The organism is Piscinibacterium candidicorallinum (genome assembly GCF_047549485.1).
In the GTDB taxonomy this organism is placed as follows: domain Bacteria; phylum Pseudomonadota; class Gammaproteobacteria; order Burkholderiales; family Burkholderiaceae_C; genus Piscinibacterium; species Piscinibacterium candidicorallinum.
Window position 1 is genome coordinate 2,256,964 of record NZ_CP180191.1, and the last position, 12,170, is coordinate 2,269,133.

Here is a 12,170-nt window from a genome sequence, read left to right on the forward strand (position 1 = left end):
CCATTTTGGCCTGAAGAGGCGCATGAATGCCGGATCTGGCATCGGAAGTGCGGGCTTCGGCCAGGCGCTGGACGGCTAGGCGCGGCGCCACTCCGTTGCGCCACCCGGCTTGTCTTCGAGCACGATGCCCTGGGCCAGCAACTCGCCACGGATGCGGTCGGCTTCGGCAAATTGTCTGGCCTTCTTGGCCGCCGCGCGCTGGGCGATCAGATCCTCGATCCGCGCATCGTCACCCGTTGCTGCCCCCTTGAGAAAGGCCACCGGGTCGCCCTGCAGGATGCCCAGGATCGCCCCCAGCTGCTTGAGCAGGCCTGCCGTAGCGGCGGACTGCGTCCGGTTGACCTCGGAGGCTAGCTCGAACAGCGCTGCAATGGCGTCCGGCGTGTTGAAGTCGTCGTCCATGGCCGCTTTGAAGGCCGCAGCCTGGGGGTGCGCCCAATCGATGACGCTATCGACCGGCGGGGTGTTCTTCAGCGCGGTGTACAGGCGCGTCAGCGCAGCGAGCGCGTCGCGGATGTGGCTGTCGCTGTAGTTGAAGGGGCTGCGGTAGTGCGTGCGCACCAGGAAGTAGCGCAGCACCTCGGCGGCTTTCTCGCGGCCGCCGAACTCCTCGCCCAGCGCCTTGAGTACGTCGCGGATGGTGAAGAAATTGCCCAGGCTCTTGGACATCTTCTCGCCATCCACATTCAGAAAGCCGTTGTGCAGCCAGTAGTTGGCCAGGGGCTTGCCGGTGGCACCTTCGCTCTGGGCGATCTCGTTTTCGTGATGCGGGAACTGCAGGTCCGATCCGCCACCGTGGATGTCAAAGGTCTCGCCCAGCAGGGCCGAACTCATGGCCGAGCACTCGATGTGCCAGCCCGGACGGCCAGCACCGAAGGGGCTGTCCCACTTGGCATCGGCCGGCTCGGTGGGCTTGGCGGCCTTCCAGAGCACGAAGTCCAGCGGGTCGGTCTTGCTCGAATCCACCGCGATGCGTTCGCCGGCACGCAGCTCGTCGAGCGACTTGCCCGAGAGCTTGCCGTAGCCCGCAAATTGGCGCACGGCGTAGTTCATGTCGCCATCGGCCGCCTGGTAAGCGAGGCCCTTGTCGCGCAGGCGGCCGATCAGGCTCAGCATCTGCGGCACGTACTCGGTGGCGCGTGGTTCATGATCCGGCGGCAGCACGCCGATGGCAGCCAGGTCTTCGTGCATGGCGGCGGTCATGCGCTCGGTGAGCTGGCGGATGCTCTCGCCATTCTCCACCGCGCGCTTGATGATCTTGTCGTCGATGTCGGTGATATTGCGCACGAAGGTGACGTCATAGCCGGAGCTGCGCAGCCAGCGCGCGATCACGTCGAAGGCCATCATCATCCGGGCGTGGCCCATGTGGCAGAAGTCGTAGATCGTCATGCCGCAGACGTACATGCCCACCTTGGGTGCGGCGATCGGGGTGAAGACTTCCTTCTTGCGGGACAGGGTGTTGTAGACATGAAGCATGGGATTCTCGTCGGGAGATGCAGTCACTGCAGACCTGCTGGGGTCGCGGCGGGCGGGGAGCGCGGTAGCTCGCCTGGTCGGCCTCGGCCGGGGCGAGGAGCTTGCGGCAGCGTCAACAACACACGCAGCAGCACGCGCTCTGGGCGAGTGCAGCGGCGAGGATGACGGGCAGGCGGTTCACGGCGTTCCTTGCGGTCTGGGGCGGCTCGACACCGAAGCGGCATGCTTGGGCGGGCCAGCGATCACTGTGCAGGCGATGAGCAGCGCACAGGTCGATTGGTACACTTGTCAGTATATCAACGCCCCCTGTGCAGACATGGTTTTGGGCCTGTCTGACGCGTCGCGACGCACCATGCACAGCGGCTGGGGGCCATTCCACATAGCAAGGTTCCCGACCCGCATGAAACTGCGTGCTACCGCCCTCGCCTGCGCTCTGGCCGCCGGCTTCGCCCTGAGTGCCCCTGTACTCGCCGACGAGATGGGCGACATCCAGCGCATGATGCGCGCCGGCCAGCTCAATGAAGCCTTGCAGCGCGTGGACGCCGGTCTGGCTACACGCCCCAAGGACGCGCAGCTGCGTTTCGCACGCGGCCTGATCCTCACCGAGCAGAAGCGCACGAACGATGCGATCAATGTCTTCCTGAAGCTCACGGAAGACTTCCCCGAGCTGCCTGAGCCCTACAACAACCTCGCCGTGCTATATGGCTCCATGGGCCAGTACGACAAGGCCCGCGCCGCGCTGGAGATGGCGATCCGCACGCATCCGTCCTACGCCACGGCGCACGAAAACCTCGGCGATGTGTACGCGCGTCTGGCCAGCCAGTCCTATGACAAGGCCTTGCAGCTGGACAGCGGCAACACCGGCGCGCAGGTCAAGCTGTCAATGATCCGCGAGCTGATCGGCGGCCGCCCTGCGGCTCGTACTGCAGTGGCCACCGCGCCGGCGCCAGTTGCCGCGGCGCCCGCAGCCCGCCCGGCTGCGCCTGCACCCGTTGCAGCCGCGCCGGTACGCCCCGCAGCGCCGGTACCGGCTCCGGCGCCAGCAGCCAAGGCTGCACCTGCCCCTGCGCCGGTTGCGACCGCGCCCGCTGGGGGCGACGCTGCCACCAAGGAGGTGCTGGACGCCGTCAATGCCTGGGCGAGCGCCTGGTCCAGCCGCGACGTGGACCGCTACCTCGCGGCCTATGCGGCGGACTTCAAGCCACCGCGAGGCACTCGCGCCAGCTGGGCAACCGAGCGTCGCCAACGTATCGAAGGCAAGCAGAGCATCAAGGTGACCGTGGTGTCGCCTGTGGTCACGCTGCAGGGTGACACGGCCCGCGTGAACTTCCGCCAGCGCTATGACTCGGATCGCCTTGACGTGGAAAGCCGCAAGACCCTCGTCATGGTCAAGACCGGCGGCCGCTGGCTGATCCGCGAAGAGCGCAGCGGCGGCTGATCCACCCTCGCTTCACCCCTTGGGCCGGGCCGTGACGATTCGCAGCCCGGCCGGCAGCTTCCGTGACCTCCGCTTCGCTACGCCTCTGCAAAGTTCTGTGCCCGCCGACGCTGCTCGTCGCGGCTGCACTCGCCCTTGTGATGCTCGCGCCAGGCGCACAGGCCAAGCAGCGGCCCGCCCCCGAGCAGTTCAAGGGCTTCGACCCGGAACCGGACCTCGTGCGCATCTACACGCACATCGTGCACGGCCGCACCGGCGAAGCGCTCCAGGCGACAGACGCGTTGATCGCCCGCGCGCCCAACTTCCGCCTGGCGCACCTGATCCGCGGCGACCTGCTGCTCGCACGCAGCCGGCCGATCAACACACTTGGGGCTGCCCCCAATGCACCGGAAGACCGCTTGCGGGAGCTGCGCGAAGAAGCCCGCCAGCGGCTGGAGGGCTACCGCAACCGCCCGCCTGCCGGCAAGCTGCCTGGCTACTTTTTCCAGCTCGCACCTTCTCAGACACGTGCGCTGGTGATGGACACCCGCCGCTCTCGGCTTTATCTGTTCGAGAACGACGGCAAGCAGATCCGCCTCGCCGCCGACTACTACGTCACTCAAGGCCGCAACGGCGACTTCAAGGAGAAGGAAGGCGACCAGCGCACTCCCGTTGGCGTGTACTCCATCCTGTCGGCGATTCCGCGCGCCAGGCTCACCGACTTCTACGGCCCGGCCGCCCTGCCGATCAACTACCCCAACGAGTGGGACCGCCTGAACAACCGCACTGGCAGCGGCATCTGGTTTCACGGTGTACCCAGCGACACCTTCTCACGTCCGCCCAGGGCGTCCGACGGCTGCATGGTGCTGGCCAACGAGGACATGGCGCGTCTAGCGAGGATCCTGCCAATCGGTCACACACCGGTTGTGCTCAGCGAGAACGTCGAGTGGATGAGCCCCCAGCAACTCGCAGCAGAGCGCGGACCGCTCGTCAAAGCTTTTGAAGCCTGGCGTCGTGACTGGCAGGAGCAGAACTTCGTTCGCTACGCGTCGCACTACTCCAAGGCGTTCTTGGGCGATGGAAACGGCAACGCGAGCCTCGCAAGCTGGCTGGACAGCCGCCGCACGCTCATGCAGAGCAAGCAGCGCGTCAGCATCGACATCAGCGACGTCAGCATGTTTCGCTATCCGGGCGTGAAGGCCAACATGGTGCTGGTGGAGTTCCACCAACGCTTCCGCTCTAATGCGCTCAATTCCAACGTCAAGAAACGCCAGTACTGGCAACTGGAAAACGGTGTCTGGCGCATCATCTTCGAGGGCAACACATGATCATCTCCAAGCTCTTCCGACAGCTCGCTGCAGTGGCGTTTGTCGCTGCGTGCGCCCCGCTGCTGGCCCAGACGCCCACGACCAAGCCCAGCGCCGGCACGAGCGCCGCACCGCAGGCTGCCTCGGAAGCACCCCGCGTGCAGTTCAAGACCAGCATGGGCAACATCACGGTCGAACTCGACGCCAAGGCCGCACCCATCTCAGTGGCCAACTTTCTGCGCTATGTAGATGACAAACACTACGACGGCACGATCTTCCACCGCGTGATCGGCAGCTTCATGATCCAGGGCGGCGGCTTCACGCCCAGCATGCGCGAGAAGGACACCCGCCAGCCCATCAAGCTGGAGAGTGGCAACGGCCTGTCGAACGTGCGCGGCACCATCGCCATGGCCCGCACCAACGTGCCGGACTCCGCCACCGCACAGTTCTTCATCAATGTGGTGGACAACCTGCGCCTGGACAAGGCTCAGGCTTCGGATGGCAATGGCTATGCAGTCTTTGGTCGCGTGGTCGAAGGCATGGACACCGTGGACAAGATCCGCGCCGTGCAGACGACCACGCGCGGCTTCTACCAGAACGTCCCTGAAACGCCCGTGGTGATCGAGTCTGCACGCCGCGTGAAGTAACCCGCTGCACCCGCAGCACAGCCCAAGGAATACAGATGCAAGTCAAGCTCCACACCACCTCCGGCGTCATCACCCTCACGCTGGACGCAGCCAAGGCGCCCAAGTCGGCCGCAAACTTCGCCCAGTACGTCAAGGACGGCCACTACGACGGCACGATCTTCCACCGCGTGATCAAGAACTTCATGATCCAGGGCGGCGGCTTCGATGCGACCATGAACCAGAAGCCCACGCGCGAACAGATCGAGAACGAAGCCAATAACGGCCTGAAGAACGTGCGTGGCGCCGTGGCCATGGCCCGCACCAATCAACCCCACTCTGCCACCGCGCAGTTCTTCATCAACACGGTGGACAACGACTTCCTCAACTTCACATCGCCCACACCGCAAGGTTGGGGCTACGCCGTGTTCGGCATGGTGACTGAGGGCATGGACGTGGTCGACGCCATCCGTGGCGTGCGCACCGGCCGAAGCGGCTTCCATGATGATGTGCCGGTCGAGCCGGTGGTGATCACCAAGGCCGAACTGGTGGAGTAAGGCTTGCTTCGCTACGCAAGCGCCCTGTTCATCTCGGATCTGCATCTGGACGCCGCCATCGTCGGCGCGGAGGCGCAAGCCTCTGCAGCCAATCTGGCGGCGTTTGTGCGTCTGTGCGAGGCGGATGCGCGACGACACGCTGCGCTGTTCGTTCTGGGAGATCTATTCGAAGCCTACGTGGGCGACGACGATCTTGCGCTCTACCCCGCCGTGGTTAGCGCGCTGCGCGAACTGACCGCGACTGGCTGCGCGCTGCACTTCATTCAGGGCAACCGGGACTTTCTAGTCGGCCCGGGCTTTGCGCAAGCTACAGGCGCCAGCCTGCTTCAGGACCCGAGCGTGATTGAGATCGCAGGCCGGCGCATCGGCATTGCCCATGGAGACGCCTGGTGCACCGACGACACGGCCTATCAGGCCTGGCGCAGCACGGCGCGCAATCCGGTCTGGCAAGCGGGATTCCTCGCCAAGCCCCTGGCAGAGCGGCACGCCATTGCGCAAGCGCTGCGCATGCAAAGTGAAGCGGCCAAGCAGGGCAAGTCGATGGACATCATGGATGTGAACGATCAGGCCGTGCTGGCTGGTGCCGAAACTCTCGGTGTCGACCTGTTGATCCACGGCCATACGCATCGACCGGCGCGCCACGAGATGCCGCGCGCCGGCAAGCCTGTATTGGTGCGACACGTGCTCTCAGACTGGCATGTGGATGCCCAGCCCCCGCGCGGCAATGCCTTGCTGGTCGATGCCGATGGCATCCGCTCGATCGAGCTTGCTGCGGCCTGAGCCGCAGCACGGCGCCTACTCGTCGATGTGACGCATGTGCGTCTGCTCGGCAGGCGCCGCGCAAGGCACGCCGCTCTTTTCCAGCAGGCCATACAGTTCGGCAATGCGCTTCTCCTGCGCCTCGACATGGTCCACCAGCTGGTTGATGGCCTTGGAGACAGGGTCGTCACCCGTGGTGATGCCATAGGCCGAGAAGCCGCCTGCCAGACCCGCGCCGGCCACGTTGGCGTCATGGCTTGCGTCTGCGCCCGCGATCAGCTTGGCCGGAATGCCAACTGCCGTAGCCGCGGCCGGTACGGGCTTGACCACGACGGCATTGCTGCCGATCCGCGCGTTCGCACCGACCGTGAAGCCGCCAAGCACTTTGGCACCCGCGCCCACGATCACGCCGGCCTCCAGCGTCGGGTGGCGCTTCACGCCCTTGTAGAGCGAGGTACCGCCTAGGGTGACACCTTGGTAAATCGTGCAGTCATCGCCGATCTCGGCCGTCTCGCCGATCACCACACCCATGCCATGGTCGATGAACACACGCCGGCCGATCACCGCACCGGGGTGGATCTCGATGCCGGTGAACCAGCGGCCGAGGTGCGAGAGAAAGCGCGCCAGCCAGCGCAGGCCATGGGTCCAGCACCAGTGGCTGACGCGGTGGATCCAGATCGCATGCAGGCCGGGGTAACACGTCAGCACCTCGAAGCGGCTGCGGGCAGCTGGGTCGCGTTCAAGGATGCAGCGGATGTCTTCGGCGAGGCGAGCGAACATGGGGGCTTTCTGTTGGAGCCTTCGATTCTATCGACGTGCACTGTGCGGGCAGATCGCAGAGCCCGCGCGCGCAGCAGGGACTAGGGCTGCTCGTCTGCGCTGCCACCCGCCCTGGACCGTGCCCGCGCAGCCTTCGGCTCGCGCATCTGGGCGGCAATGCCGCGCAGGATGTCGATCTCCTTGGTGGTCAATTCAGTGCGGGCAAACAGGCTTGCCAGGCGCGGCATCAAGCGCTTGGGCACAGCGGGATCCAGAAACCCGATTGCGATCAGCGCCTGTTCGAGATCGGCCAGCATGCCTTGCACGGCGGCGTGGGTGGCCAGTGCATCGCGCTGCCCCGTCAAGGGCGCGCTGCGGCCTTCAAGTGCAGCCATGCGCAGCTCGTAACCCATCACCTGCACGGCCTGGGCGAGGTTCAGCGAACCGTACTGCTCATCTGCCGGAATCTGGCAGGCCACACGGCAGCGCAGAAGATCCTCATTGGACAGGCCGGTGCGTTCCGGCCCGAAGACGAAGGCCACGCGCTCGCTGCGGCCGTCATTGAGCCGAGCGCGTACTTCTAGCGCCGCCGCTCTCGGCTGGGTCTGCGGCCCACTCCACTGACGAGGCACCATGGCCATGGCCACGGTCCACTGCGCATCGGCTAGCGCGTCGTCCAGTGAAGCAAAGACTCGAGCCGCAGCCAGGACATCGAGCGCGCCACTGGCAAACGCCTGCGCTTCGGGCTGCGCGCAGGCATCGGCAAATCGAGGCGAAACCACCCGCAAGTCGCGCAAGCCCATGACCTTCATGGCTCGCGCGGTCGCACCAATGTTGCCCGGGTGGCTCGGACTCTGGAGCACGATGGCAACCTGGCCGAGCCAGGTCAGATCTTCAGGTGGCTTAAAATGCAAGGTCTGTTCTTTGTACAAGTTGATCGCGGATTGCCATGCATCCCATGCTGAACACGGCCACCAAGGCCGCGCGCCGTGCTGGCGCTTTCATCAATCGTGCGTCGATGGACGTCGATTCCCTGCGTGTGGGTACCAAGGGCCCGGGCGATTTCGTCACCGAAGTCGATCAGGCGGTGGAATCCGACATCATCAACACACTCCTTGAAGCTTATCCCCAGCACGGCATCACCTCCGAGGAGATCGGCCAGGCGGGCAACGCGAATTCGCCCTACCAGTGGTTCATCGACCCTCTCGACGGCACCACCAACTTCATCCACGGCATTCCCCACTATGCCGTGTCGATGGCCATGAAGTACGAAGGCGAGACGCAGATCGCGCTGATCTATCAGCCCGCCACCAATGACCTCTACACCGCCGAGAAGGGCCGCGGCGCTGCGCTGAACAACCGCCGCCTGCGCGTCACGCGCCGCATGCGCCTGGCTGAAGCGCTGATCGGCACGAGCTTTCGCAACCGCCGCAACGCCTCCTGGGACGCGCTCATGAGCGCGCTGTCCGAACTCTCGCTCACCACTGCCGGCGTGCGCCGCATGGGCAGCGCCTCGCTGGACCTGGCGCAAGTGGCAGCAGGCCGGCTTGACGCCTGCTATGGCGTGGGCCTGGGCAGCTGGGACATGGCGGCCGGCGCCCTGCTGGTGTCTGAGGCCGGCGGCCTGGTGTCCGATCTGCATGGCGGCGATGACTTCATGGCCAAGGGTCACATCGTGGCCGGCAGCCCGAAGATCTTCCCGCAACTCATGGCCAAGCTCGATGGCGTGGCCGCCAGCCTGAAGCTGCGCATCGCGGAGGGTGAAGCCGCCCCGGCCGATGGCACCGACGCCGCAGAGGCCGCCGCCGAAGCGGCGCCGGCAAAGCCCAAGGTGCCGCCGCGTCGTCTCGCGCGCAAGGCCGGCGCAGGCAAGCCTGTCGCCAAGTAAGTCCGCGGCACCGCTTCGCGCCCGGCAGCTGTGAGCGCATTCCACGCCAAAGACCCGGCTGACAGCGGCGCCAACGCCTTGGCCGGCTCTGTCGCGGGCCACACCCCCATGATGCAGCAGTACCTGCGCATCAAGGCGGACTACCCGCACACGCTCGTCTTCTACCGGATGGGCGACTTCTACGAGCTGTTCTACGGCGACGCCGAGAAGGCCGCGCGCCTGCTGGGCATCACGCTCACGGCGCGCGGGGCCTCTGGCGGCAAGCCCATCCCGATGGCCGGGGTGCCCTTCCACTCGGTGGACGGCTATCTGGCCAAGCTCGTGAAGATGGGCGAGTCCGTCGCGATCTGCGAACAGCTCGGCGACCCGGCCACCAGCAAGGGGCCGGTGGAACGCAAGGTGGTGCGTGTGGTCACGCCGGGGACCGTGACGGATGCCGGCGTGCTGGCCGATCGCAGCGACGTGTGGCTTCTGGCCGTCAAGACCGAACGCGGCCGCACCGGTCTGGCCTGGCTGAACCTGGCCGCGGGCGAGCTGGTGCTGGCCGAAGAAACCGCCGCCCAACTGCCCCAGCTGCTCTTGCGCCGCCCGCCGGCCGAACTGCTGGTCGCCGATGGCAGCGTGGACGCCGAGCAGCAGCCCATCTGCACGCGCTTGCCCGAATGGCACTTTGACCCTGCAGAAGGCGCGCAGATTGCGGCCCGACAGCTCGGCGCAGCGAGCCTGGCCGGCTTCGGTGCAGAGGCCCTGACCCTGGCCCATGGCGCGGCTGGCGCGGTGCTGACCTATGCCCGCCAGATGCACGGCCATGCGCTAAACCATGTGCAACGGCTGCGCGTGGAGTCTGCCGCCGGCTTCATGGTCCTGGACGAAGCGACCCGCAAGAATCTGGAGCTCACCGAGACCCTGCGTGGCGAGCCGGCGCCCACCCTGCTCTCCACACTGGACGACTGCGCGACCACCATGGGTGCGCGCCTGCTGCGCCAGTGGATCGCCAGCCCGCTGACGGATCGCGCCGCGGCGCTGGCACGCATCGAGGCGGTGCAAGTGCTCAAGGGCGATGGCGCAGACGTACTGCGCGGCACGATGCACGCGCTGCCGGACATTGAGCGTATTGCTTCGCGCATCGGGCTGGCCACAGCGCGCCCGCGCGAACTCGCTGCCCTGCGAGATGCCCTGCCCCGGCTGCCGCAGATCGGCGCGCAACTCGCCGGGCTGGATGCTGCACTGCTGCGCGAAGCGCCTGCCGCGCTGCAATTGCCAGCGCAACTGCTCAGCCTGCTTGCCCGAGTGGCCGACGAGCCCGCCGCGGCGGTGCGCGATGGCGGCATCTTCGCCAAAGGTGCAGACGCCGAACTGGACGAGCTGCGCGAACTCGCCGAGAACACCAGCGGCTTTCTGCTCGCCATGGAAGCCCGCGAGCGGGAACGCACCGGCATTGCCAACCTCAAGGTCGAATACAACAAGGTTCACGGCTTCTACATCGAGATCACGGCCAGCGGCCTGGACCGCGTGCCGATCGACTACAAGCGCCGCCAGACCCTGAAGAATGCCGAGCGCTTCATCACGCCCGAGCTCAAGGCCTTTGAGGACAAGGCGCTATCCGCCCGTGACCGGGCACTGGCGCGCGAAAAGCTGCTCTACGACCAGCTGATCGAGGCACTGCAGCCGCACATCGGCGCGCTGCACACTGCCGCACGCTGCTTGGCCCAGGCCGACGTGCTGGCCGCATGGGCCCGACTGGCTGCACGGCACGACTGGTGCCTGCCGCAGCTGATCGAAGAACCGGGCATCCGCATCGCCGCGGGCCGCCACCCGGTGGTGGAGCCCCGCGTGGAGCGCTTCACGCCGAACGACTGCACGCTGTCAGACACGGACCGCATGAAGGTCATCACCGGCCCGAACATGGGCGGTAAATCGACCTACATGCGGCAAGTGGCGTTGATCGTGCTGATGGCTTGGTGCGGCTGCCCGGTGCCGGCACGGTCTGCAGTGATCGGGCCGGTCGACCGCATCTTCACGCGCATCGGCTCCTCGGACGACCTGGCAGGCGGCCGCTCGACCTTCATGGTGGAGATGACCGAGGCTGCCGTCATCCTGAACGCGGCCACACCCCGCTCGCTGGTGCTGATGGACGAGATCGGCCGCGGCACCAGTACCTTCGACGGCCTCTCGCTGGCCTGGGCGATCGCCCGCGCGCTGGCCGCCAACAACCGCGCCTTTGCGCTGTTTGCCACGCACTACTTTGAACTCACGCAGCTGGCCACCGAGCTGCCCGGCGTGAGCAACGCGCACCTAGCCGCCGTGGAACATACTCAGGGCGTGGCCTTCCTGCATGAGGTGCGTGACGGCCCGGCAAGCCAGAGTTACGGCCTGGCTGTGGCCAAGCTGGCCGGCGTGCCCGGCAGCGTGATCCGCGCCGCGCGCGGCAAGCTGGCGGCGCTTGAAGCCAGCGGCGTCACCGCCAGCAGCCAGATGGATCTGTTTGCGGCGCCAGCACCGATCACACCCGTCGCGCCGGAGCCCAATGCTTCGCTGAACGATGCAGAGGCCGCCGTGCTCGCCCAGCTGCGCTCGCTGGATCTGGACAATCTGTCTGCGCGGCAGGCGCTGGAGCTGCTCTATGGCCTGCGGGACACTCTGGGCAAGCCATAGCAGCACGCAGCAGCAGGCCAGGCTTGACGATCAATAAATCAATTTCGGCCGTGTTTTTCGAGTTAGAGAAAGCCTGTAGATCCTCCAATATCAAGCGGAAACCGGCATAACGAACCACGAAAAACAGTCATTTTCGGACAGGCTTTAGTGCAGCGTGCGCTTCAAGGTCCGGAATTGCAGGCCGCCACGTCGGGCAGCATCCAGATCGTCTTCGTCATCAATCGCGTCGAACGCACCGTCGGCATCCACCTCCGGCTCTTCGATCGCCAGCACCTCGACCTCGAAGCGCAGCGCTGAGCCCGCAAAGGGGTGGTTGCCGTCCAGAACCACCGTCTCGCCCTGGATGTCGGTCACCGTCACCAGCACCGGCTCGGCATCGGGATCGTCGTCGTCGCTGCGCTCGATCTGGCTGCCCACCTCGATGTCCGGCGGCAGCAGCTTGCGGTCTTCCAGATACACCAGCTCGGCGTCATAGTCACCAAAGTGGTCGGCCGGCTCCAGATAGGCGCTGACCGTGTCGCCGACATGCTTGCCCTCCAGCAGGCCTTCGAGCCTGGGGAAAATCTCGCCACCGCCCTGCAGGTAGGTGATCGGCCCGTCGGACTCGATCACGAGCTCATTGTCGGCGTCGTAGACCTGCAGGCGCACGGTCACGGCCAGGCCACTGCGGATACTGTCGGAATCGGGCGCAGCGCCTGCGCCGGGGGTGTTGCCAGAGGATTGCGTCAT

General features: G+C 66.1%; 11 protein-coding genes. 7 read left to right on the top strand and 4 right to left on the bottom strand.

The genetic code is table 11. The features are described 5' to 3' along the window. Positions 1 to 75 precede the first annotated feature (75 nt). The gene (cysS, locus tag ACMDW7_RS10215; protein WP_377300923.1) at positions 76 to 1,476 is read right to left on the bottom strand and encodes a cysteine--tRNA ligase; all 1,401 of its coding nucleotides are present in this window, start codon (positions 1,474 to 1,476) and stop codon (positions 76 to 78) included. A 400-nt stretch (positions 1,477 to 1,876) separates the two neighbouring features. On the opposite strand from cysS, the gene ACMDW7_RS10220 reads away from it, so the two are divergent. The 5 genes from ACMDW7_RS10220 (at position 1,877) to ACMDW7_RS10240 (ending at position 6,160) form a co-directional block, all read left to right on the top strand. Next, positions 1,877 to 2,914 carry a tetratricopeptide repeat protein gene (locus tag ACMDW7_RS10220; protein ID WP_377300921.1) on the top strand — a complete coding sequence of 346 codons (1,038 nt, stop codon included), beginning with the start codon at positions 1,877 to 1,879 and terminating at the stop codon, positions 2,912 to 2,914. Between the two features lie 140 nt (positions 2,915 to 3,054). Further along, positions 3,055 to 4,221 carry a L,D-transpeptidase family protein gene (locus ACMDW7_RS10225; RefSeq protein ID WP_377300919.1) on the top strand — a complete coding sequence of 389 codons (1,167 nt, stop codon included), beginning with the start codon at positions 3,055 to 3,057 and terminating at the stop codon, positions 4,219 to 4,221. Continuing rightward, positions 4,218 to 4,847, top strand: coding sequence for a peptidylprolyl isomerase (locus ACMDW7_RS10230; RefSeq protein ID WP_377300917.1), 630 nt, complete (start codon positions 4,218 to 4,220; stop codon positions 4,845 to 4,847). The genes ACMDW7_RS10225 and ACMDW7_RS10230 overlap by 4 nt, the downstream gene beginning before the upstream one ends. A gap of 35 nt (positions 4,848 to 4,882) precedes the next feature. After that, on the top strand, positions 4,883 to 5,380 hold the full coding sequence (locus tag ACMDW7_RS10235) for a peptidylprolyl isomerase (protein WP_377300915.1): 498 nt from the start codon (positions 4,883 to 4,885) through the stop codon (positions 5,378 to 5,380). Between the two features lie 3 nt (positions 5,381 to 5,383). After that, positions 5,384 to 6,160, top strand: coding sequence for a UDP-2,3-diacylglucosamine diphosphatase (locus ACMDW7_RS10240; RefSeq protein ID WP_377300913.1), 777 nt, complete (start codon positions 5,384 to 5,386; stop codon positions 6,158 to 6,160). 15 nt (positions 6,161 to 6,175) lie between these two features. On the opposite strand, the gene cysE is transcribed toward ACMDW7_RS10240, so the two are convergent. Together cysE and ACMDW7_RS10250 are read right to left on the bottom strand one after the other, a co-directional pair. After that, positions 6,176 to 6,919, bottom strand: coding sequence for a serine O-acetyltransferase (cysE, locus tag ACMDW7_RS10245; protein ID WP_377300912.1), 744 nt, complete (start codon positions 6,917 to 6,919; stop codon positions 6,176 to 6,178). An 80-nt stretch (positions 6,920 to 6,999) separates the two neighbouring features. Then, entirely contained in the window at positions 7,000 to 7,812 is an 813-nt protein-coding gene (locus ACMDW7_RS10250; protein WP_377300910.1) for an RNA methyltransferase, read from the bottom strand. Between the two features lie 35 nt (positions 7,813 to 7,847). Between ACMDW7_RS10250 and ACMDW7_RS10255 the strand changes: the two genes are divergently transcribed. After that, on the top strand, positions 7,848 to 8,786 hold the full coding sequence (locus ACMDW7_RS10255; RefSeq protein WP_377300908.1) for an inositol monophosphatase family protein: 939 nt from the start codon (positions 7,848 to 7,850) through the stop codon (positions 8,784 to 8,786). A gap of 108 nt (positions 8,787 to 8,894) precedes the next feature. Continuing rightward, on the top strand, positions 8,895 to 11,441 hold the full coding sequence (mutS, locus tag ACMDW7_RS10260) for a DNA mismatch repair protein MutS (protein ID WP_377302519.1): 2,547 nt from the start codon (positions 8,895 to 8,897) through the stop codon (positions 11,439 to 11,441). A gap of 144 nt (positions 11,442 to 11,585) precedes the next feature. Here mutS and ACMDW7_RS10265 read toward each other — a convergent pair whose 3' ends face one another. Then, entirely contained in the window at positions 11,586 to 12,170 is a 585-nt protein-coding gene (locus tag ACMDW7_RS10265) for an FKBP-type peptidyl-prolyl cis-trans isomerase (RefSeq protein ID WP_377300906.1), read from the bottom strand.